The following is a 22,487-nucleotide window of genomic DNA, read 5'->3' on the forward strand; positions in this document are numbered from 1 at the left end:
GATTGCAGCTTGCGCTGCGCGAGACCGAGGCGGAATTTGCGCGCGCGCACGTACCGGATCGATGGCAGCGAATTGCTGGTACTGGGGCTCGGCAGGCTGGGCGGCGGAGCGCTTACACACGCCTCCGATCTCGACATTGTCTATCTGTTCACTGGCGATTTCTCGGCGCAATCGGACGGCAAGAGGCCGCTCGGCGCAACGCATTACTTCAATCGCCTGGCGAGCCGGGTGAGCGCGGCCCTGTCCGTGCCCACCGCGCAAGGCGCTCTGTATGAAGTCGACACCCGCTTGAGGCCGCAGGGCGCGCAGGGGCCGCTTGCGGTGAGCTGCGCCGCGTTTGCCAAATACCAGCAGGAAACCGCGTGGACATGGGAGCACATGGCGCTGGCCCGCTCGCGCGCGCTCGCCGGGTCAGACGCGGCGCGCGAAGAGCTGGAGGCGATCGTTCGCGGCGTGATCCTGAAGCCCCGCGAGGAGGACGCCTTGCGCGATGCGGTGACGACGATGCGGGCCGAGATGGCCCAGCACAAGGTCCCCGGCGGACCGCTCGATGTTAAGCTGCTGCGCGGCGGGTTGGTCGATGCGGAATTCCTCGTCCATTTCCTCCAATTGCGCGGCGGAGAGGCACTGGCAGCGGCGTATCCCGGCGCCTTCGATCCCGATCTCGGTACTGCGATTGCCAGCCTCGCTAAAGCCGAACTGCTGCCCTCCGGCGCGCCGGCAGCCTATGACCTGATGACACGCTTGCTTGTGGCCGGGCGGCTGCTCGCACCGGGCGGAACGGTGCCACCGGCGAGCGCGGCAGCAGCCCTGGCGCGCGCGCGGAGCGGACAGCTATGGGGCGCTCCTCCAGCAGTTCGACGATGCCCGTCAGTGCATTGCGAAATGCTGGAACGTCTATTTCGGTCATGCCAATAGCGAGCGACTCTTTCCCGAATCGAAAATGGAGCAGAACGATGACTGATTTTCCCGCCGCCGGTGACGCGATGCCGAACATTGCAATGGGCACCCCCGATGGCGGCACGGTCAAACCATCCGATTTCAAGGGAAAGAAGCTGGTCGTTTTCTTTTACCCGAAAGACAACACGCCCGGCTGCACGACCGAGGCCAAGGATTTTTCTTCGCTCAAAAGCGAATTCGAGAAAGCCGGCGCGGCGCTTCTCGGCGTGAGCAAGGACAGCGCGAAAAAACACCAGAACTTCATCGCCAAACACGATCTGAAAACGCCGCTCGCTACCGATGCCGAAACCGGCGGGCTTTCGGACGCGCTCGGCATCTGGACCGAAAAGAAGATGTACGGGAAGACCTATATGGGCATGGTTCGCACGACCTACCTGGTCGATGAAAGCGGGGAAATCGCGCAGGTCTGGAACAAGGTAAAGGTGAAAGGGCACGCCGAGGAAGTGCTTGAGGCGGCCAAAGCGCTCTAGGCCGGCGGCTTTGATGCAATCCCTTTCCGCCGCCATTCGTTCGGCAATGCTGACCGCCGATCCGCGCGCCAAGTGCTTCGCGGCGCGCAGTGTCACTCGCCGCTTTCGCAGGGGCGAGCTTGCGTGGGAATTCGACGCCGCGATGCCGGATGCGCCTGCCCGTCCCGCTGCGCCCGCACTCCTTGCGCCCAACCAGATGCCGAAACGCGGCAAGTTCGGCTCCGAACGCGCCCGAATCGCTCTGTGGCACAGCCTTGCGCATATCGAGTTCGTCGCGATCGACCTCGCGCTCGATATGGCCGGGCGATTCGGCGAGCAGATGGGCGAGGAATTCGTGGCCGACTTCCTCTATGTCGCTTCGGACGAGGCCATGCATTTCGCATTACTCGCCCGCAAGCTGGAAAGCTTGGGCAGCCACTATGGCGATCTGCCTGCACATGGCGGTTTGTGGGAAGCTGCGCATTCCACGCGGCATGATGTCGCCGCACGCCTCGCAATCGTCCCGATGGTGCTGGAAGCGAGAGGCCTTGACGTCACGCCTGCAACGCTCGAGCGCGTGCGAAGGGCGGGCGATGAGCACGGTGCAAAAATTCTTTCGCGAATCCTTGACGATGAAATTCGGCATGTCGGATTCGGAACCAAATACTTTACGCGCTGCGCCGAAATGGCCGGAAAACAAGCAGAATCTATGTGGAAACGCTTGGTGCGGCAGCACTTCAGGGGTGCGATAAAGCCCCCATTCAACGACTCAGCGCGTCTTGCAGCCGGTTTGTCGCGCGAATTTTACGAAGAAGTTGCGCTTTAACTTTTCAGCCCGATAAGTGCTGTTCACGCAACGGGCGCATTTGGGCCCAGTCATGGTGTTGTAACGTGTGAGCAGTGGGATCGTTCCACGTTCCGGCAAAAATTTTTGCAGCAACACACTCAGAAAGCGGGATAAACCGCACGAAGGACGGGTCAGTATGATCACGCTTGTCAAGCGTCACTTTGCCAAGGCTGCTGCCGTATCGAGCGCCGCTGCGATTCTCGCAGCCGCAGCTCCTGCAGCCGCCAATTCCTCAGCCAACACCGCCGCAGATGTCACCGAACCTGTAAAGGAAGCGCAGGCCGAAGGTCTCGCTTCGGGCGACCAGCGGTTCCGTCAACTGTTCGCCAGCTGGACCGCTCTCGACACAGCAGGCCCCGACGCTCCGATTGAGCGACCGGTCGTGGCCGTGCCGTCGCGTATGCCGCTGGCCGGTGCGAAGTTGACCAGCAGCTATGGCATGCGCAACCACCCGGTCCTGCGCAAGCGCGCCCGTCACAAGGGCGTCGATCTGGCCGCCCCGACTGGCACGCCGATCTACGCAACCGCCGATGGCATCATCGAACGCGCCGACTGGTTCTCCAGCTACGGTCTTTATATCGCGATCGATCATGGCGCCGATCTCGAGACGCGCTATGCGCACATGTCGAAGCTCGCAGTTGCCGCCGGGGATACCGTGCGCAAGGGCGACGTGATCGGCTATGTCGGTTCGACCGGTCGTTCAACCGGCCCGCACCTCCATTACGAAGTCCGCGTCGACGGGGTTGCAGTCAATCCGATTCCCTATATGGTGGAAACCGAAGCGCAAGTCGCACTCTCGAATTCGAGCAGGCTGAACGGCGCGGGCGGCGAGTAAGCCTCCCTCATGGATAACCCGCCTGGAAGCGGGTCGGACATTGGAGAGGGTGTCCGAGTATAGGCGGCGGGTTTACCCGCCGCCTTTTTTATGTGCGCCATTCTCCAGCGCACTTGCTGCTCGTCCCCGGCCCGATCTTGCGGCGATTTCACTTGAGTGCCGCCCGCCTCCCGTTAGATTTCTCCCCGAGAGATAATGCGCCGGTCATCCTTGGCCTGCCTCAGGGAGATATCAATGAGCTTGCATCCGATCATTCACGCTGAAACCCGGCCCGATCACCCCGCCGTGATCATGGCCGGAACCGGCGCGCAAATGACTTTCGGCGAAATGGATGCTGCGGCCAACCGCTTTGCCAACATGCTGCGCGGGCACGGCTTGGGCAAAGGCGATGCCTTTGCAGTGCTGCTTGAGAACAGGATGGAGTTTTTCACGCTCATCTGGGGATCGCAGCGGGCGGGCACGATGCTGGTCCCGGTCTCGACGCGCCTGACCGCGCCCGAAATCGCGTATATCCTGCGCGATAGCGAAGCGAAATTTCTCATTACCTCCACCGAGTTTGCGGATGTCCTTCCCGGCATCCGCTCGGAATGCGCCGACCTGCCGATCCTTGTCATGGACTCAGGCGGGGAAGATGATTTCGGCGCTGCACTGGGGAACCAGAGCGCGCAGCCGATTGCCGACCAAAGCGCGGGTATGGTCATGCTTTACTCTTCGGGCACGACCGGTACCGGCCCAAGGGGATTCGCCCCGCTCCCCCGGAAGATCCCGATCCGAAGGCTGTCGTCCCGCTGGTTGCGCTCGCCACCATGGTGGTCGGGATGCCCGCCGACGGATCGATGGTCTATCTCTCGCCCGCGCCGCTCTATCACGCCGCGCCAATCGGGTGGTGTTCGATCGTCCATCGGCTTGGCGGGACAGTCGTGGTGATGGACAAGTTCGATCCCGAGGCGGCCCTTAAGGCGATCGAGACTTACAAGGTGACCGACAGCCAGTGGGTGCCGACGCATTTCGTCCGGTTCCTGAAGCTCGATCCCGAGATTCGCACCCGCTACGATCTGTCGAGCCACCAGCGCGCGCTCCACGCCGCCGCGCCGTGCCCGGTCCCGATCAAGCGCGAGATGATCGAATGGTGGGGACCGATCATCAAGGAATATTATGCCGGAAGCGAGGGGATCGGAATGACGCTGGTCAATTCCGAGGACTGGCTCGGCCATCCGGGCAGCGTCGGCAAGGCGGTCTATGGCACGCTTCACGTATGCGGCCCTGACGGCGAGGAAGTGCAGGCAGGCGAAGACGGTCTGATCTATTTCGAAATCGATCTGTTGCCGACCTATCACAACGATCCCGGCAAGACCCGAGAGGCCATGCATCCGAAGGGCTGGATGACGCTCGGCGATATTGGTCATGTGGACGCAGACGGCTTCCTGTTCCTCACCGACCGCAAGAGCCACATGATCATCTCGGGCGGGGTGAACATCTATCCGCAGGAAATCGAGAACCTGCTGGTGACCCACGACAAGGTGATGGACGCCGCGGTCATCGGTGCGCCCGATGCCGATCTGGGCGAAAAGGTCGTGGCGGTGGTGCAACCGATCGACATGGGCGATGCCGGGGAAGCCCTCGAAAGCGAATTGCGCGACTTTCTCGCGCCCCAGCTTGCGCGGATGAAGATGCCCAAGCTGTTCGAATTCCGTCCCGATCTCCCGCGCGAGGCAAATGGCAAGCTCTACAAACGGGAGCTGCGCGACGAATACGAAGCGAAGGCGAAAGAAGGCGCGGGCGCCTGATGGCAGGACCGGCCATTCTGCCGACCGATGTCGCCAAGCAGGTGATCGACCCGCATGCCTATGCTGCGTGGGATCCATTGCTCGACACATTCGACCGGCTGCGCGAGGAAATCCCCGTCGCCAAGGTCGTGCCCGATCAGGAAGGGCTGTTCGAGCCCTTCTGGCTGATCACACGCTATGATGACGTGATGCGCATTTCAAAGGATAATGCGACCTTCCTCAACAATCCGAGGCCAGTCGTTTTCAGCTTCAACCAGGCGATAGAATTCAGCCGAGCGGCGACGGGATCGGACATGCTGGTGGATTCGCTGGTAGTGTTCGACGCTCCGATCCACCCCAAGTATCGCAAGCTCACGCAGGACTGGTTCATGCCCCGCAATCTCGGGCGGATCGAAGCCGAAATTCGCGCACTGGCGCACCGCATGGTGGACCGCATGATCGAGCAGGGGCCCGAGCTCGATTTCGTGAAGGAAGTCGCAGGTCCCTATCCCTTGCGCGTTGTCATGCAGATTCTCGGTGTTCCGCCGGAGGATGAGCCGCGCATGCAGATGCTCACGCAGCAATTGTTCGGCGGACAGGATGCCGATCTTTCGGGGACGGGAATGGACGACATGACGCCCGAACAGGTCGTGCAACTGGTCGCGGGCGCTGTGTCCACCTTCGAGGACTACTTCGCGAAGCTTGCAGAAGATCGCCGCGCGAACCCGACCGAGGATGTCGCCAGCGTGATCGCCAATGCCAGCGTCGATGGAAAGCCGCTGCCGCCGCGCGATATGGCGGGCTATTACATCATCGTCGCGACTGCCGGGCATGACACGACCAGCGCCTCGACCGCCGGGGCGATGCAGGCGCTGGCCAGCGATCCGCAGCAATTTGCGCGGGTCAAGGCAGACCGATCCCTGCTGCCAGGGATCGTCGAGGAAGCGATTCGCTGGACCTCGCCGGTCCAGCACTTCATGCGCACCGCAGCCGAAGACGTCGAGATCGGCAGCCAGCAGATCAGGAAGGGCGACTGGATGATGATCAACTACGTCGCGGCAAACCATGATCCGGCGCAGTTCGAAAATCCGCGCCGTTTCGATGCGGCGCGTTCGCCCAACCGGCACCTCGCATTCGGGGCAGGCGCGCATCAATGCCTGGGGCTGCACCTCGCGCGAATGGAAATGCGCATCCTGTTCGAGGCCATGCTTGACCGGATCGAAAGCGTGGAGCCGGCTGGTGAGGCCAAGCGGGCGGTGAGTACATTTGTCGGAGGACTCAAGTCGCTTCCGCTAAGAATTGCGCCGACCTAAGCTTTGTATATGGGGATCGTGCGCAACAAAACAAGGGGCAATGAGCAATAAAAATGCAAAACGCGCATCATAACGGCATCTTGTGCGATTTTACTGTTATTTCGCCGCAACATGTGTTAATCATCCGTTCATGGGAAAAATCAGGATCGAGTTCGTTGCAGGCTTTGCAGCGCTCTTGTTTTCAGGTGTAATCGCATGAGCCTGCTGGAGCCGTACAACCTGCCATTCGCTGTCGCTATCGCACTTCTAGTGTTCGTGGCGATCATCCAGATATTCGGCCTTGCCGACATGTTTGGAGCCGATGCCGAGATCGATCTGGACCTTGATGCCGAAATGGACGGGGCGGATGCGATTTCCGGTTCGGGCTTCATGGAGGGGCTGCTGAGCCTTATCGGTCTGGGCCGGGTTCCGTTTCTGGTCTGGCTCACGATGTTCCTGGTGCTGTTCGCGGCAATCGGTGTTTCAGGACAGGCGCTCGCGATCAACCTGCTCGGAGCGCCGCTTCACTCAGGCGTCGCCGCTCTGCTCGCAGGGATCGGCACCTTGCCGGTCAACGGCATCGTGTCGCGCCCTATCGGAGCGATCCTTCCCAAGGATGAGACTAGCGCGGTCGGGCTCAACAGCCTTGTACGCCGCGATGCCGAAATCCAGACCGGGACCGCGAGAGCCGGCTCGCCTGCGCGGGCCAAGGTCATCGACATGCACGGCCAGCCGCATTTCGTGATGGTGGAGCCGCACGATCCCGCTGCCGAGCTTAAAGAAGGCGAAACCGTTATGCTGGCACGCCGCGAGGGAGGCACCTTCTACGCGGTGCAGTACGAAAATCCGTTGCTCGGCATCGACTAGGCCGGGCGACATACGAAGCGAGCGGTGCAGGATCGGTACCGTGGACGCTGACCACATTGGACAGGAGGAATAATGGAATATCTCGACATCTTCATCTGGGCAGGGATCGCGATCCTCGCCTTCATGGTCATCCTCATATCGATGACCATGCTTTATCGCCGCGCTTCGAAGGAAACCGCCTTCGTGCGGACCGGTGTGGGCGGAGAAAAGGTCGTGATGAATGGCGGCGCGCTGGTGCTGCCGGTCTTTCACGAAACGATGCCGGTAAACATGAACACGCTGGTGCTGGCGGTCATTCGCCGCGATGCCGAGGCGCTGATCACGCTCGACCGGCTGCGGATCGACGTGAAGGCCGAATTCTACGTCCGCGTTCGCCCCGATGCCGGGGCGATTGCGATGGCCGCGCAAACGCTGGGTCAGCGTACGATGCAGCCCGAAATGCTCAAGGATCTTGTCGAGGGTAAATTCGTCGACGCGCTGCGCTCGGTCGCGGCGGGGATGAGCATGAACGAGCTGCATGAACAGCGTGCCGACTTCGTGCAGAAAGTGCAGCAGGTTTCGTCAAACGACCTTGCAATGAACGGCCTTGAGCTGGAATCGGTCTCGCTCACCGGTCTCGACCAGACCAGCATCGAGCACTTCAACGCCAACAACGCCTTCGACGCCGAAGGTCTTACCAAGCTGACCGAGCAGATCGAAGCGCGCAAGAAACTGCGTAACGATATCGAGCAGGACACCCGCGTCCAGATGGAAACCAAGAACCTCGAGGCGGATCAGAAGAGCTTCGAAATCGGACGTGACACCGAATATGCGCGGCTGGGTCAGGAGCGCGAGGTGGAAATTCGCCGCGCTTCGCAAACCTCGGAAATCGCCCGCGAACAGGCCGAACGCCAGCGTGAGGCCGACGCCGCAAGGATCGAGGCGAAGAAGCAGGTCGACGCGCAGCAGATCGAGGCCGACCGCCTTGTCGAAGAAGCGCGGATCGATCAGCAGCGTGCTCTCGAGATCGCCCGGCAGGAACAGCAGATCGCGGTCCAGAACAAATCGCGCGAGGAAAGCCAGGCCAAGGCCGAAGCCGACGCTGCCCGCGCCAAGGCGGTTGCCGCCGAGGAGCAGGTTGCGACTTCGCGAGAAAGCGAGATCGCCGAGCGTCAGAAGAAGATCGAGCTGATCGAAGCGGCCAAGCAGGCCGAGCGCGACGCCATCGGGATCAAGGTCGAAGCCGAAGCCGAGAAGGACGCGGCGACCAACCGGGCAGAGGCAGCCCGCCTCGAAGCGAGGGGCGATGCCGATGCAGAAGTCCTGCGCGCCGAAGCGGACCGGGTCCGGTTCGAAGTCGAGGCAGCCGGTCAGGAAGCCATTAACGAGGCGGCCAACATCCTCTCGATGGACCAGATCAGCCTGCAGACGAAGCTTGCCCTGCTCAAGGTGCTGCCGGAAGTCATCCGCGAAAGCGCCAAGCCGATGGAGGCGATCGATTCGATCAAGATCGTCCAGGTCGATGGCCTGACCAATGGAAATGGCGGAGCCAAGGGTGGCGGCTCGATGGCAGGAGGCGGGAGCGGAAATCTCGCGACCGATGCCGTGTCAGCCGCTTTGGCCTACCGTGCACAAGCGCCTGTGCTCGACGGTTTGATGAAAGAGCTCGGGCTTGATGGATCCTCACTCGGCGCTCTGGCGCAGGGTGCAGCAATTTCGACCGAAGGAAGCGCCGCTCATGCGGAACCTCACGAGCTCAGCGACAATTCAGAGCCGGATATGGACGACACCGAAGCGGCGTCCGAACAGGCCGCCGAATAGCGACTAGCGCTTACGGATGGTAAAGACCTCTCGGGCACACACCGTGCTCGGGAGGTTTTTTATGGGTGCTTGGGGAGCTGGCTCGTTCGAAAACGACGCAGCGCTGGATTTTGCCGGTGAGATTTCCAGCGCTGAAGATCTGCTGAAGCCACTCAGGATCGAGACTCCCGAAACAGAAATCGACGCCGATCTGGCGCGCGAGATCATCGTTGTGGGCGAATGCGTTGCAGCGATGCGGGGGCACCCGTCAAACGACATGCCCGAAAGCCTTTATGAGACCGTCAATTCTTTCGGACGGCCATCGAAGTCGCTGTATCATCATGCGCGCGATCATCTCGCGGCTGTTATGAGCCGCGGCGAGCTCATGGAGCTTTGGGCCGAGGATGATCCCTCGGACTGGAACGCTGCCATGCATGAGTTGATCGAGCGCCTCAATCTGGAAGCGGGCAAGCCTCCAAAGCGCAAGGCCAAGATCGAATTCAACCATTCACCCTGCATGTTCTGCGACAAGCCAATGGGCGAGACCGAACTTTCGATGTTCAACTTCGATCTCGATGTGGGGTCCGGGTCGCCGATGGGCATGGGTGGTTTCGTCCATCTCGAATGCCTCAACGCCGCCTTGCACCCCAAATACATGATCCGGCGCTGGGTCATGCACGACGAGGATATGCCGTCGGACCTGGACCGCATGCTCAAACAAAGACCTTCACTTGACGATCCTGACTAGCCCAGCAGCCGCTTTGCCATTGCGCGCACGTCCGCGCCCATGTCTTCGCGCTCCAGAGCGAGCGCCAGTGTTGCCTCGACAAAGCCCAGCTTGCTGCCGCAATCGTAGCGATTGCCGTCGAAAGTCACCGCGTGGAACGGCTGCGTCCCGATCATCCGCGCCATCGCATCGGTGAGCTGGATTTCGCCGCCGGCGCCTTTGCCCTGTGTCTCCAGCGTGCGCATGACTTCGGGCTGCAGGATGTAGCGGCCCGAGACGATCTTGTTCGAGGGAGCCTCGGCCACGGGCGGTTTTTCGACCAGCCCGGTCACTTCGGTGAGCGCGTCGTTCTCTGCCCCCGGAGCGATCACACCGTAGCTTGAAACCTCTTCCATGGGCACTTCGAGCACGCTGATCAGGTTGCCGCCGACTTCCTCATAGGCATCGACCATCTGCTTCATGCAGCCAGTGCCGCCGCGTTTGCCGATCATCAATTCGTCGGGAAGGAAGATCGCAAACGGCTCATCGCCGACGATGGCGCGCGCGCACCAGATCGCATGGCCCAGGCCCATCGGCACTTGCTGGCGCACGGTCATGATGTCGCCCGGTGTCGCACGGGTCGATTCGAGCACCGACATGTCCTTGCCGCGTTCGTTCATCGTGTCTTCGAGCTCGTACGCCACGTCGAAATGTTCGACGATCGCAGTCTTGCCGCGCCCGGTCACGAAGATCATCTGCTCGATCCCCGCCTCGCGCGCTTCGTCCACGGCATACTGGATCAGCGGACGGTCGACGATTGGAAGCAATTCCTTGGGGATCGCCTTGGTCGCGGGGAGGAAGCGCGTGCCAAGCCCGGCGACGGGAAAGACGGCTTTCTTGATCGGTTTCTGAGTGCTCATGCGTTTCCGGTTACGGTCTGCGGGATCATCTCGTCAACTGGCGGGTTTAAACGCAAGGCGTTCGGCACGGGAGACTCATTCTGCTGGCGCTGCACATTTGCGATGCGCATCAAAAGGGGTAAGGGCACGCCATGGATAAACTCATCATTCACGGCGGCAACCGCCTTTCCGGGACGATCCCGATCTCCGGCGCCAAGAACGCGGCGCTTACGCTCATCCCTTGCGCGATTCTCACCGAAGAGCCGCTCACGCTGCGCAATCTGCCGCGCCTCGCCGATATCGACGGGTTTCAGCATCTGCTGACCCAGTTCGGCGTGTCGGTCAGCATCCAGGGCAAGCGGCCCGAGGATTTCGACCGGGTCGTCACATTCGAAGCCTCGCGCCTTACCTCCACCGTCGCGCCGTATGACTTGGTGCGCAAGATGCGCGCCTCGATTCTCGTGCTCGGCCCGCTGCTGGCGCGCGCCGGTGAGGCGACCGTTTCGCTGCCGGGCGGCTGCGCCATCGGAAACCGCCCGATCGACCTCCATCTCAAAGCGCTCGAGGCGTTCGGCGCGACGATTGAAATGGCGCAGGGGTATGTGAAGGCGATTGCTCCCGATGGGGGCTTGCCGGGGGGCGATTTCGATTTTCCGGTCGTTTCCGTGGGCGCAACCGAGAATGCCGTCATGGCGGCGGTCCTTGCCAACGGCACGAGCCGCCTGACCGGCGCGGCGCGCGAGCCGGAGATTGTCGACCTGTGCAATCTGCTCACCGCAATGGGCGCCGAGATCGAGGGCATTGGCACGTCCGACCTCACGATCCACGGCGTCGACCGCCTGAACGGGGCGACCTACAAGGTGATGCCCGACCGGATCGAGGCAGGCTCCTATGCCTGCGCGGCGGCGATCACGGGCGGCGAGGTCCGGCTTGAGGGGGCAAAGGCCTCCGACATGGTCTCCTCGCTCGCGGCGCTTCGCAATATCGGGGTGGAGGTCGAGGAAGATGCCAAGGGCGTCTCGATCAAGACCAACGGTGCGCTGAAGCCGGTGGACCTGACCACCGCGCCTTTCCCGGGCCTCGCCACCGACATGCAGGCGCAGCTCATGAGCCTGCTGTGCAAGGCCGAGGGCACCAGCGCGCTCAAGGAAACAATCTTCGAAAACCGTTTCATGCACGTGCCCGAACTCATGCGGATGGGCGCGGACATCGCAACCGAGGGCCGCACCGCCATCGTCAAGGGGCCAGTGGACCTGACCGGAGCCGAAGTCATGGCGACCGACTTGCGCGCTTCGATGAGCCTTATCATCGCCGCGCTTGCAGCCGAGGGCGAAACGCAGGTGCGGCGCATCTACCACCTCGACCGCGGCTATGAGCGGCTCGAGGAAAAGCTCCAGCTGGTCGGCGCGAATATCGAGCGGGTCGGCGACGACTAGAGCCGGCTGACCAGCCACACCCGAACCGCACTGGCGAGCCCCGGCGGCGTGTCTGAAGCGATACGCTCGGCATCGATCTGCGCCACCAGCGCGTTGATCGGCACGTCCTCGCTCGCCGCCGCATCGCGCAGCATGTCCCAGAACACCGGTTCGAGGCTGATCGAGGTCTTGTGTCCGGCGATCTCGACCGAGCGTTTGACCGGCGGATGATAGAGCGGCGTGGTCATGGCGCAGCTTGCTATCAGATGTTGGATACGCATGACAGATCGGGCAATGTGTCATGCGCATCCAACACGGCAAGCCACTGATTAATATGACAAAGCGCATGTTGGATACGGGTGACACATATCCAACATGAAACCGGCTTTTCGGGGTTGGGCCAGAAGCCAGCAATGGGCGCGCGGGAGAGCAGACAAACACGCTCGCCCCTAACCCGGCCCTTGCAAGTAGGAAAGCGGGGCCAGTATTGCGCAACCGCTCTCGCCAGCGTCCGCCTTGCACCTTCTTTGACAGTGCCGCTGGCGCATTCTTTGGTCTATCGCTGTGAAACACGCCGATTTGGGAGAGAAATCATGGCGAATGACACAGACCCGATGGATACGATCCGCAAGGCGGTTGGCGATCTGGAATCGCGTTTCGACGAGATGGCAAAGGCGGTATTCGGCACCGATGCCTTTGCCAGGGCCAGCGGAACCGCAACCGAGATCGGCGTAAAGGCGCAGAAGCAGATGGCGGACCAGATGTCGCGCAATCTCGAATTCTTCAACATGCCGAGCCGGGAAGACGTAACCGCTATCGGTCAGCGGCTGATGACGATCGACGATCGCTTGATCCGGATCGAAGCGGCATTGGCCAAGCTTGTTCCCCCCGATGACAAACCCGCCCCCGGCCCGAAACGCACCCGCAAGCCGCCGGCAAAGAAGCAGACCAAAGCCAAGGAGGAATAGGGCGCACATGGCCGGCACAAAAGAAGCGGAGCGGCAAAGCGAAGCGGGCAGCGCGATCCGAACGCTGGTCGAGCGCACGATCCGGCGCAACATCAAGGGTGTGGAATATTTCGCATCGGCAGCGCCGCCGGTAGGCCTTACTCCCAAGGACACGATCCACAAGCGCGGCACGCTGAACCTGTATCACTACAAGCCGCTAGTGGACGAAGTGTACCGCGCGCCGATCCTGATGGTGATGGCGACGACCAATCGCGGCTATGTCTTCGATGTCGCCGAGGAACACAGCTTTGTGCGGTTCCTGCTGAATGCGGGATACGACGTGTTCGTCATGGACTGGGATTATCCGCGGCCCGAGGAAAAGACGCTCAATCTCGATGATTATGCGAGCCGGTTCTTCGATGAATGCATCCGCAAGGTTCAGCAGGCGTCGGGCGAGGAAGAGGTTTCGCTGATGGGATATTGCATGGGCGGTGTTCTCTCCACCATCTATGCCGCGTCGCATCCGGAGGCTCCGATCAAGAACCTCGCGCGCTTTACCACGCCGATCGATTTCTCCGAAATGACGATCTTCTCGCACATGGCGCAGCCGGAATATTTCGATGTGGACCGGCTGGTCGACAATGTCGGCAACGTGTCGCCCGAACTGCTTCAGACTTCGTTCGACATGCTGCGGCCATCGGGCCGGGCGGCAAGCAACCGGATGCTGTGGGACAATATGTGGAACGATGAGTTCGTCGAATTTCATCGCAAGATGGATCGCTGGGCCAATGACATGCTGCCGCTGGCAGGCGAATATTTCCGCGATACGATCAAGAAACTGATGTGGGATAACCAGCTGCTCAAGGGAACGCTGGAGGTCGATGGGCGAACAGCGAAGCTCGCGAATATCACAGTGCCGGTGTTTCACGGCGTGGCGCAGCACGATCACATCGTCCCGTACGAATCGAGCCGGCATCTGATCGCGGAGGTCGGATCGCAAGACAAGGAAGAGCTGGTGATGAAGGGCGGCCATATCAGCTTGATCGCCGGTCCCAATGCGGCGCGCCGGCTTTGGCCCGCGCTCGACACATGGTTTGCCGAAAGGTCTGTTTAGAATGAGCAAGACACTCACCCTCAATGGGGCCGAATTCACCCTGCGCGAAATGACCGCGAAGGATAAGGATGCGGTGCTCGCCTTTGCGCGCTCATTGCCCGATCACGACCTGCTGTTCCTGCGGCGTGACATATCCAAGCCGCGCGTGGTCGATGCGTGGATCGAAGCGACGAAGGCAGGCGCGTTCAGCACCCTTCTGGCTGAGAGAGACGGGGAGATTGCCGGATGCGTGGCGCTCTACACCGATCCCCTCAGCTGGTCCCCGCATGTTGGCGATCTGCGCGCGCTCGTTGCGCAAGGCGCACGCAAGCACGGGCTGGGCCGGCATCTGGTCCAGCAGGGATTCGGCATCGCGCTGGGCAAGGGGCTGACCAAGCTGACCGCGCAGATGACCGCCGACCAGAAAGGCGCGATCACCGTGTTCGAAGAGCTGGGCTTTCGCGGCGAAGCTCTGCTGAAGGATCAGGTGCAGGATGCAGACGGAACGCTGCACGACCTGGTGACACTGTCCTGCGATGTCGCGAATGCGGCCCGCCGGATCGAGGCGTACGGAATCGGCGAGAGCGCCTGACCCGGAGCACCCTTAATACATGTGCTGCCCGCCATTGATGCTCATGGTCGAGCCGGTGACGAAGCCTGCATCTTCAGAGCACAGGAAGCTCACGCCGCGGGCGATTTCCTCGGCTTGGCCGAGCCTGCCAACCGGAATCTTGGCGATGATCTTGTCGAGCACGCCTTGCGGCACGGCGGCGACCATGTCGGTGTCGATGTAGCCCGGCGCGATCGCATTGACGGTCACACCTGCGCGCGCACCTTCCTGAGCAAGCGCCTTGGTAAAGCCGTGAATGCCTGACTTCGCGGCGGCGTAATTGACCTGTCCGTACTGCCCGGCCTGCCCGTTGATCGAACCGATGTTGACGATCCGGCCCCAGCCGCGCTCGCGCATTCCGGGGAAGCACGCCTTGGCCATGTTGAAGCACCCGCCGAGGTTGATGCGCATCACCTCGTTCCAGTCCTCGTAGCTCATCTTGTGCAGTGTGCCGTCGCGGGTGATCCCGGCATTGTTGACCACGACCTCGACCGGTCCGACTTCCGCTTCGATCTGCTCGCATCCGGTGAGCGTTGCTTCGTGGTCGCCCACGTCGAACTTGTAGCACTGGATGCCGGTCTCGTCGGCGCATTGCCTGGCCGCATCGTCATTGCCCGCGTAATTGGCGACGACATTGAAGCCGTCGGCCTTGAGCTGTTCGCACACCGCGCGTCCGATTCCGCGCGTTCCCCCGGTAACTACGGCGACACGGTTCATGGCAAATCCTCCAATGCTGTTGATCGTAAGCGATCCTAGGCATGACGTTACGGAACGCAAAGAAAAACCCCGCCGAAGCGGGGTCTTGCATACGAATGTCTAACGCCTGGCGGAGCGATCAGAAGCGGATTTGCGCGCCCACATAGACTGCCTGACTGTCCTGCACCGAATTGGTCAGCGGATCGAGGCGCTCACGTTCCTGCGAATAGCGGACACCGGCGGTTACATCGAGGTTGGGCGAGAGGCTGAAGCTGCCGCCGACATCGACCGTCTGCGAACTCAGGGAATCGAGCGTGTTGGGCGAACGCCCGGCAATCGCTTCGTCTTCAAGCTCGATCCGCGGCTGGAGGCGGCTCGGCTTGTCCGCTGCCTGCGACTTGGCCGGTTCAAACTCGGTAAGGTCTGGCATGGTCAGGCTGCGTACCGAGCTGGGCAGCTCGATCTGGCGCGCAAAGCTTTGATAACCGCGAGCCGTGCCAAGGTTGAACTTGCTGGACTTGAGCGCGGCAATCGATCTGCCTGCTCCCGGTGCAGATTCAATCGCCGAGCGGACCGAGATGGCCTGCGCGGTTTCTTGATCGACGCGGATCGCAACGGTGACTGTCTTGCCGCGGATCGCCGGATTGGATGCTGCCGGGGTAAAGCGGATACCCTTTTCGCGGGCCTTGTCGGCGACGCGCGCAGCCAGGTCGGGATCGACCGATGCGGGGGTAAAGAAATCGAAGGCGGAGGCATCATCTGTAATGCCGTCCTGGCCCAGGCCAACCACCGCAAGGCTTGCGGTAGGCAGTGCAAGCATCAGTGCGCCGGCCATGCCAAGCAGCGGCAGCTGGCGCTGCGTTCTCGCTGACTTGTTCACTCGGCGTGACATGATTGCTTCCGTATCCCTGTTACGCGCGCCTTGCCGGCACGCTTTGGCTATCATTCGGTTCAAGCAGTCATCGCCTTAACGCGGGCTGAGCGCGCTTTGATTCGAATTACAACGACTTAATCCTAGACCTGCGATCTGGTTCCTAGCAAACTTTTCTGCGGTTTCGCCGACTCTTAATGATAGGAGTGTTGCGCTGCGCACACACGCCAACCCGGCCAGATGCACAATTCAGCAATGCTTAAGGCGGCTCGAGGCTTCAACAAGAGCGAAAAACGGTCGATTTGCACGGGTGATGGGCGAAGCACAAAGCTTGCCGAGCGCGGTGTGCGGGTTATAGAGCCATGAACGACAGACAAAGGGATTTTCCAGCAGTGACACGCGCCAAACTCGCATTTTCGAAAACGACTCGGACCGCACTGGTATGCGGCGCGCTCGCATCCCTGGTTGCCTGCGGCTCGAACGAGCGTCCCACGACCGAACTGCAATCGGCGCAAATCAACACGATCGGCGTGAACGCCTTCCTGTGGCGCGCCGCGCTTGAGACGGTCAGCTTTGCTCCGCTCGCATCGGCCGACAGTGCGGGCGGCGTGATCGCGACCGATTGGTATGCGAACCCGTCGAACCCCGAAGAGCGCGTGAAACTGACAGTCACGATCCTCGATCAGGACCTGCGCGCAGATGCACTGCGGGTCGCCGCGAACCGTCAGGTTGCGCAAGACGACCGCTGGGTCGAAGCGCCCGTTCAGGCCGCGACCGTGCAGAAACTGGAAGACATCATCCTGACGAAGGCGCGCGACCTGCGACGCAAGGCCCTCGCTTCCTGATCCCGTTCGCACTAGCGGTTTCTCATGACTGATAATCGATTCGATCCGTCCACCGCCGACGGACGCTGGCAGCGTGCGTGGGAAGAGGGCGAAACTTTCGTCGCCGATTCGGACAGCGACAAGCCCAAGAGCTTCATCCTCGAAATGTTCCCCTATCCCTCGGGGCGCATTCATATGGGCCATGTGCGCAATTACACGATGGGCGATGTGCTCGCGCGCTACAAGAAGATGCGCGGACGCGAAGTGCTGCATCCGATGGGATGGGACGCGTTCGGAATGCCGGCGGAGAACGCGGCGATGGAGAAGAAGGTCCATCCCGGCAGCTGGACACGGGCCAATATCGAGGGGATGAAGGCGCAGCTGAAGCGCATCGGCTTCGCGCTCGACTGGACGCGCGAATTCGCGACCTGCGACCCCGAATATTACGGCCACGAACAGGCGCTGTTCCTCGACATGTACGAAGGCGGCCTCGTCTATCGCCGTTCCAGCGAAGTGAACTGGGACCCGGTCGACATGACCGTGCTCGCCAACGAGCAGGTGATCGACGGCAAGGGCTGGCGCTCGGGCGCGGAGGTCGAAAAGCGCAAGCTCGACCAGTGGTTCCTCAAGATCACCGATTTCGCGGAAGACCTGCTGGAGGGGCTGGACGACCTGAAGGACTGGCCCGAAAAGGTCCGGCTGATGCAGGAAAACTGGATCGGCAAGTCTTCCGGGCTGGAGTTCAGCTTCGACCTGTCGGACGGTGAAAAACTGCCGGTCTACACGACGCGTCCGGATACGATTTTCGGGGCGAGTTTTTGCGCGATCGCCGCCGATCATCCGATTGCAAAGGCCGTCGCTGAGGACGATCCGCTGGCAGGCCCGTTCATCGAGGAATGCAAGCGCGGCGGCACCACCGCTGCCGAGCTTGAAACCGCCGAGAAGCTTGGCTTTCGCACGCAGTTGACCGCCAAGCATCCCTTTACCGGCGAAGCGATGCCGGTCTTCATCGCGAACTTCGTGCTGATGGATTACGGGACCGGCGCCGTCATGGGCGTACCGGGCCACGACCAGCGCGATTTCGAGTTTGCGACCAAGTACGAATTGCCGATCCAGCGCGTCGTCGCCAGCGATCCTGCGCACGCCGAGGCCCCGATGGCCGGTGAGGCAGAGCCCGGAGACGGCGTGATCGTCAATTCCGAATTTCTAGACGGGATGAGCGTCGAGGACGCCAAGGCCGAGGTGATCGCGCGCGCCGAAAAGGCAGGCTGGGGCCAGGGCACCACCGTATGGCGGCTGCGCGACTGGGGCGTTTCGCGCCAGCGATACTGGGGTACGCCAATCCCGTTCATCCATTGCGATGCCTGCGGTGTGGTGCCTGTTCCGAAAGACCAGCTTCCGGTCACACTGCCCGAGGACGTCGATTTCGAGACACCGGGCAACCCGCTCGAACGCCATGAGACATGGAAGCACACGGCGCGCCCGAAATGCGGCGGCGAAGCGCGGCGCGAGACCGATACGCTCGACACGTTCACCAATTCCTCGTGGTATTTCCTGCGCTTTGCGAGCCAGCCGGAGGGCGCGCCCTTCGATGCGGAAGAAGTCGCAAAATGGTTGCCGGTCGAGCATTATATCGGCGGGATCGAACACGCGATCCTGCACCTGCTCTACGCCCGGTTCTGGACGCGGGCGCTCAGCTCTATCGGCAAACTCGAAGTGAAAGAGCCGTTCGCGGCGCTGTTTACGCAAGGCATGGTGACGCACGAAACCTACAGCTTGGGCGATGGCAGCTGGCTTTCGCCCGACGAAGTGCGAAAGGACGGCGCGGACTGGGTGACAATCGAAGACGGACATCCGGTCACCGCCGTACCGCGTCGTCAAAATGTCGAAATCGAAGAAGAACGTCGTCGATCCCGACAACATCATCGACCGGTACGGTGCGGACGCGGTGCGCTGGTTCATGCTGTCCGACAGCCCGCCCGAACGCGACCTGCCGTGGTCCGAAAGCGGGATCGAAGGCTGCGGCCGCTTCGTCCAGCGGCTCTGGCGGCTGATGGGCCAGATCGAACCGGCGGCGACCGGCGAGGACAAGGCGCTGACCCGCAAGGCGCATCAGGCGATCGTAGCGGTCGCGCAGGATATCGAGGCGCTTGGCTTCAACAAAGCCGTGGCCCGAATCTACGAACTCACCGCAGCGGCGGAAAAGGCCGAGCCGGGCGTGAGCCGTAATTTCGCGATCCGCACCATCCTGCACCTCATCGCGCCGATGATGCCGCACCTCGCCGAGGAGGCCTATGCCCAAATGGGCGCGCAGGGCCTGATCGCCGATGCCGCGTGGCCCGACCACGATCCGGCAATGCTGGTCGAGGACGAGGTGACCATCGCGGTCCAGCACAAGGGCAAGCTGCGCGACACCATCACCGCCCCCAAGGGCGCGGCTAAAGAAGACCTCGAGGCGCTTGCACTGGCGAGCGAGAACGTCCAGCGTTCACTGGATGGAGCGGACATTCGCAAGGTGATAGTTGTGCCCGACCGGTTGGTGAATATCGTCACATGATGCGCGCTTTCGCTGCCCTGTCCCTCACTGTCCTGCTCGCGGCCTGCGGGCTCCAGCCGATGTATGCGGGCGGCAGCAGTGCAGAAGTGGCGCAGGGCCTTGCGGCGGTCGACGTGCCTGCAATTCCCGGACGCGGCGGGTGGCTGGTGCGCAATGCGCTCAATGACCGGCTCGGTGCGGCTGGCGAAGCGGCCCCGGCCTACCGGCTCGACGTGCGGCTCGACGATTCTGCTGCAGGCACTGGGCGCGCTCAACGATGACACGATCAGCCGCGAACGCCGCATCCTGCGCGCGCGCTACCAATTGGTCGATCTGGCAACCGGCGAAATCATGCTCGATGCGACCGAAGGTTTCGATGCCGGGATCGACGTTGTGTCGAGCGAATATGCGACCATCGCGGCGGAGCAGAATGCGCTCGAGGATATCGCCAAGGAAATCGCCGACCGCATGGCGACCCGGATCGCGCTTACTCTGAGGAGCCGGTCGCAGGAATCATCGTCTCAATGAGGCAGCAATGAAGGCCACGCAGAAAGACTTTGCGCGGGGCCTGCCGCGCGGCGCGGACACAGCGAGCATCTTCTTCTTTTGCGGACCGGACGAGGCCGGAGCCTCTGCTGCTGCGGCAAAGATCGTCGAAGCATTGCCCGATCCGGGCGAGCGGGTCGATATCGCCGGAGCGGACCTGCGCCGCGATCCGGCCATGCTGGGGGACGAGGCACGCTCCGGATCGCTGTTCGGAGACACGCGCCACATCCTTGTCCGCGCCAGCGGCGACGAAGCGCACGATGCGGTCAAGGCTCTTATCGAAACCGGTGAAGCGGGCGGCGGCGATGCGGCCCCGGTTCTGATCGTGGCTACCTCGGCAACCGACAAATCCCGCACAGCCAAGCTGCTCGACAAGCGCAAGGATGCGCTGGTGGCGATGTTCTACCCGCCCGACATGATGAGCGTTGCTGCATCGGTGCGGGCAATGGCCGATGCGGCGGGCCTCAGGCTGGGCGGCGATCTCGCGGAGCGGATCGCGCGCGCGGCGGGCCTCGATGTCCGGCTGGCGCAATCGGAAGTGACCAAGCTCGCGCTCTATTGCGATGCTGATCCTCAATCGCCCAAATCGGCCAGCGTGGAGGATTACGCCCAGATTGGTGCGGCAACCGAGGAGGACGGGTTCCAGCCGGTTGTCAACGCGGTGATGGGAGGCGAGGTCAACCGGCTTTCCGCCGAAGTGCGGCGCATGCGCGAGCTCGGCCTCAACCCGGTCGGCCTGCTGCTCGCGCTGGAGCGGCGCGCGGCGCAACTGGCTCAGATCACGGCGAGGCTGGGGCCGCGCGGATCGTTCGACAATCTGAGCAAGGGCGAGAAAGCGCAGCTCGGCATCTTCTGGAAGGAAGAGCGCGACATTCGTCAGCAGCTTGCGCGCTGGCACCGGAAAAAGCTTGACCGGCTGATCCCGCGCCTTGTTGCGTTGCACCGCAGCCTGCTCTCAAACAGCCAGTCGGCGGAGCTCCTGCTCGCGCAAGACCTTGTGGAAATTGCAAGATTTGCGGTGAAACGGTGAATTTTTAGGAAAAACCGCCATTTCGCAGTCGCAATATCTACGCAAATGTGCGTAAACGCAGCTTAGGGGTTAACCCTAAATAATCGCGCTTACCAAGGCAATTGCCGAATGAATAAGCTTACGGGTCCGCTGATCGATGCGACCAAGCCTGATCGGCTTGCAGTCAAGATCGCGCCTTCGCTCGAGCGGAGACGTTTGCGCACCTACACCCTGATGCTGCTGGCCGATGCGATTCTCCTGCATGTGGCATTTGTGACGGCAGCTTTCGTTTATGACGGTTTCTGGTGGCAGAACCGGGCCCTGATCGCAGCCCAGACCATCCTGCCGCTCTATTTCACGATCGCGCTCTACAATGCGTCCTATGGCGCGCGCGCGCTGCGCGACTGGATATTTGCCGCGCGGCAGGCGCTGACTGCACTGGCGGTGGCAGCGGCTTTGGTCAGCTTTGTTGCGTTCTATACCAAGTCGACTGCGGAGTTTTCCCGCATCGGGGTCACGCTGGGCCTGATCCTGTCGGCGGTCCTGCTGGTGGCTTCGCGCTACTTGCTGCGCAGGGCGATCGATTATTTCTGGCAGGGCAAGACGCGCAACTTCCTCGTCATCCAGGATGGCGGCCCTGAATTCGCGCTTGCCACTGCCAATGTGATCGGAGCGCAAGGATACGGTCTCGACCCGGCAAGCCACGATCCCTTCATGCTTGACCGCCTCGGCAAGCTCCTGCGCAACCAGGACAAGGTCGTGGTCAGCTGCCACCGGTCGCGGCGGCATGATTGGGCATTCCTGCTCAAATCGTCCGGCGTTCATGGCGAGATCGTGAGCGAGCCTGCGCATGACCTCGGCGCATTGGGCGCGCACCGCTATGAAGATCCGGATCGCACGACGCTGGTCATTTCGACCGGTCCGCTCGGCCTGCGCGGCCGGATCGCCAAGCGCGCTTCGATGTGGTTGCCGCCCTTGCGGGGTTGATCGTGCTCTCTCCGCTGCTGCTGTTCATCGCGGCGCGAATCAAGCTGGCAGATGGCGGGCCGGTCCTGTTCATCCAGCGCAGGCTGGGGCGCAGCAACCAGTTTTTCGACTTGCTGAAATTCCGCTCCATGCGCGAAGAGCGGCTCGACGGAAACGGCGACCGCTCAACCTCGCGCGATGATGACCGTGTCACCCCCATCGGCGCCTTCATTCGCCGCACGAGCATCGACGAATTACCGCAGCTCATCAACGTGTTGCGCGGCGAGATGTCGATCGTGGGTCCGCGTCCTCATGCGCTGGGCAGCCGGGCGAACAACAAGTTCTTCTGGGAGGTCGACCGGCAGTACTGGCAACGTCACAGCCTCAAGCCGGGCCTGACCGGGCTGGCCCAGGTGCGCGGCCATCGCGGCGCAACCGAGCGGGAGAAAGACCTGACCGACAGGCTGCAATCGGACCTCGAATATATCGCCGGCTGGTCGCTCCGGCGCGATCTGGAGATTACATTCCGGACGATCTGGGTTCTGACCCACGACAACGCGTATTAGGGTCAGTG

20 protein-coding genes and 3 pseudogenes are annotated in these 22,487 nt (G+C 62.0%); 19 read left to right on the top strand and 4 right to left on the bottom strand.

What is annotated here, in order from left to right:
• Positions 1–72 precede the first annotated feature (72 nt).
• The 9 genes and pseudogenes from AC0L39_RS00770 to AC0L39_RS00810 all read left to right on the top strand — a co-directional run bounded on the left by AC0L39_RS00770 (position 73) and on the right by AC0L39_RS00810 (position 9,543).
• Positions 73–918, top strand: a complete 846-nt coding sequence (locus tag AC0L39_RS00770; protein WP_473259928.1) for a hypothetical protein — start codon at positions 73–75, stop codon at positions 916–918.
• A 38-nt stretch (positions 919–956) separates the two neighbouring features.
• Positions 957–1,430: a peroxiredoxin gene (locus AC0L39_RS00775; RefSeq protein WP_473259930.1), complete on the top strand. Its 474-nt coding sequence runs from the start codon at positions 957–959 to the stop codon at positions 1,428–1,430.
• A gap of 13 nt (positions 1,431–1,443) precedes the next feature.
• Positions 1,444–2,235, top strand: a complete 792-nt coding sequence (locus AC0L39_RS00780) for a ferritin-like domain-containing protein (protein ID WP_473259932.1) — start codon at positions 1,444–1,446, stop codon at positions 2,233–2,235.
• Between the two features lie 157 nt (positions 2,236–2,392).
• Positions 2,393–3,091 (top strand): M23 family metallopeptidase, encoded by a 699-nt coding sequence (locus tag AC0L39_RS00785; protein WP_473259934.1) that lies wholly within the window; start codon positions 2,393–2,395, stop codon positions 3,089–3,091.
• A gap of 234 nt (positions 3,092–3,325) precedes the next feature.
• Positions 3,326–4,878 (top strand): annotated as a pseudogene (locus tag AC0L39_RS00790) (acyl-CoA synthetase).
• Complete coding sequence (locus AC0L39_RS00795) at positions 4,878–6,170, top strand: cytochrome P450 (RefSeq protein ID WP_473259936.1); 1,293 nt, start codon at positions 4,878–4,880, stop codon at positions 6,168–6,170. Before AC0L39_RS00790 ends, AC0L39_RS00795 begins: the two are co-directional and overlap by 1 nt.
• 195 nt (positions 6,171–6,365) lie before the next feature.
• Positions 6,366–7,016 (top strand): YqiJ family protein, encoded by a 651-nt coding sequence (locus AC0L39_RS00800; protein ID WP_473259938.1) that lies wholly within the window; start codon positions 6,366–6,368, stop codon positions 7,014–7,016.
• Between the two features lie 72 nt (positions 7,017–7,088).
• A complete protein-coding gene (locus AC0L39_RS00805; RefSeq protein ID WP_473259940.1) occupies positions 7,089–8,816 on the top strand; it encodes a flotillin family protein in 1,728 nt (575 codons plus the stop codon).
• A 61-nt stretch (positions 8,817–8,877) separates the two neighbouring features.
• Positions 8,878–9,543 carry a DUF4259 domain-containing protein gene (locus AC0L39_RS00810; protein WP_473259942.1) on the top strand — a complete coding sequence of 222 codons (666 nt, stop codon included), beginning with the start codon at positions 8,878–8,880 and terminating at the stop codon, positions 9,541–9,543.
• On the opposite strand, the gene galU is transcribed toward AC0L39_RS00810, so the two are convergent.
• Positions 9,540–10,421, bottom strand: a complete 882-nt coding sequence (gene galU / locus AC0L39_RS00815) for a UTP--glucose-1-phosphate uridylyltransferase GalU (protein WP_473259944.1) — start codon at positions 10,419–10,421, stop codon at positions 9,540–9,542. The two genes, AC0L39_RS00810 and galU, sit on opposite strands and share 4 nt — an antisense overlap.
• Before the next feature lie 131 nt (positions 10,422–10,552).
• Between galU and murA the strand changes: the two genes are divergently transcribed.
• On the top strand, positions 10,553–11,836 hold the full coding sequence (gene murA, locus AC0L39_RS00820; protein WP_473259946.1) for a UDP-N-acetylglucosamine 1-carboxyvinyltransferase: 1,284 nt from the start codon (positions 10,553–10,555) through the stop codon (positions 11,834–11,836).
• On the opposite strand, the gene AC0L39_RS00825 is transcribed toward murA, so the two are convergent.
• Complete coding sequence (locus AC0L39_RS00825; RefSeq protein WP_473259948.1) at positions 11,833–12,063, bottom strand: ribbon-helix-helix domain-containing protein; 231 nt, start codon at positions 12,061–12,063, stop codon at positions 11,833–11,835. The two genes, murA and AC0L39_RS00825, sit on opposite strands and share 4 nt — an antisense overlap.
• Positions 12,064–12,408: 345 nt before the next feature.
• Between AC0L39_RS00825 and AC0L39_RS00830 the strand changes: the two genes are divergently transcribed.
• Genes AC0L39_RS00830 through AC0L39_RS00840 form a run of 3 tightly spaced genes read left to right on the top strand, consistent with a single transcriptional unit; the run spans position 12,409 to position 14,447 of the window.
• Positions 12,409–12,783, top strand: coding sequence for a hypothetical protein (locus tag AC0L39_RS00830; protein ID WP_473259950.1), 375 nt, complete (start codon positions 12,409–12,411; stop codon positions 12,781–12,783).
• A gap of 7 nt (positions 12,784–12,790) precedes the next feature.
• Positions 12,791–13,876, top strand: coding sequence for an alpha/beta fold hydrolase (locus tag AC0L39_RS00835; RefSeq protein WP_473259952.1), 1,086 nt, complete (start codon positions 12,791–12,793; stop codon positions 13,874–13,876).
• A 1-nt stretch (position 13,877) separates the two neighbouring features.
• Positions 13,878–14,447, top strand: a complete 570-nt coding sequence (locus tag AC0L39_RS00840; protein WP_473259954.1) for a GNAT family N-acetyltransferase — start codon at positions 13,878–13,880, stop codon at positions 14,445–14,447.
• A 12-nt stretch (positions 14,448–14,459) separates the two neighbouring features.
• Here AC0L39_RS00840 and phbB read toward each other — a convergent pair whose 3' ends face one another.
• Together phbB and AC0L39_RS00850 are read right to left on the bottom strand one after the other, a co-directional pair.
• Positions 14,460–15,182: an acetoacetyl-CoA reductase gene (gene phbB, locus AC0L39_RS00845; RefSeq protein WP_473259956.1), complete on the bottom strand. Its 723-nt coding sequence runs from the start codon at positions 15,180–15,182 to the stop codon at positions 14,460–14,462.
• 118 nt (positions 15,183–15,300) lie between these two features.
• Complete coding sequence (locus tag AC0L39_RS00850) at positions 15,301–16,053, bottom strand: hypothetical protein (RefSeq protein ID WP_473259958.1); 753 nt, start codon at positions 16,051–16,053, stop codon at positions 15,301–15,303.
• Positions 16,054–16,424: 371 nt separating this feature from the next.
• Here AC0L39_RS00850 and AC0L39_RS00855 point away from each other — a divergent pair, with 371 nt between their 5' ends.
• From AC0L39_RS00855 to AC0L39_RS00880, 6 genes and pseudogenes are all read left to right on the top strand, one after another.
• Positions 16,425–16,877: a DUF3576 domain-containing protein gene (locus AC0L39_RS00855; protein ID WP_473259960.1), complete on the top strand. Its 453-nt coding sequence runs from the start codon at positions 16,425–16,427 to the stop codon at positions 16,875–16,877.
• Between the two features lie 24 nt (positions 16,878–16,901).
• Positions 16,902–19,413 (top strand): annotated as a pseudogene (gene leuS, locus AC0L39_RS00860) (leucine--tRNA ligase).
• Positions 19,413–19,920 (top strand): annotated as a pseudogene (lptE, locus tag AC0L39_RS00865) (LPS assembly lipoprotein LptE). Before leuS ends, lptE begins: the two co-directional pseudogenes overlap by 1 nt.
• A 7-nt stretch (positions 19,921–19,927) precedes the next feature.
• On the top strand, positions 19,928–20,968 hold the full coding sequence (gene holA / locus AC0L39_RS00870) for a DNA polymerase III subunit delta (RefSeq protein WP_473259962.1): 1,041 nt from the start codon (positions 19,928–19,930) through the stop codon (positions 20,966–20,968).
• A gap of 108 nt (positions 20,969–21,076) precedes the next feature.
• Positions 21,077–21,934, top strand: a complete 858-nt coding sequence (locus AC0L39_RS00875; RefSeq protein ID WP_473259964.1) for a hypothetical protein — start codon at positions 21,077–21,079, stop codon at positions 21,932–21,934.
• The gene (locus AC0L39_RS00880; protein WP_473259966.1) at positions 21,910–22,479 is read left to right on the top strand and encodes a sugar transferase; all 570 of its coding nucleotides are present in this window, start codon (positions 21,910–21,912) and stop codon (positions 22,477–22,479) included. Before AC0L39_RS00875 ends, AC0L39_RS00880 begins: the two co-directional genes overlap by 25 nt.
• The last annotated feature ends 8 nt before the right edge of the window (positions 22,480–22,487 follow it).

Source organism: Erythrobacter sp. K21-9 (assembly GCF_055808355.1).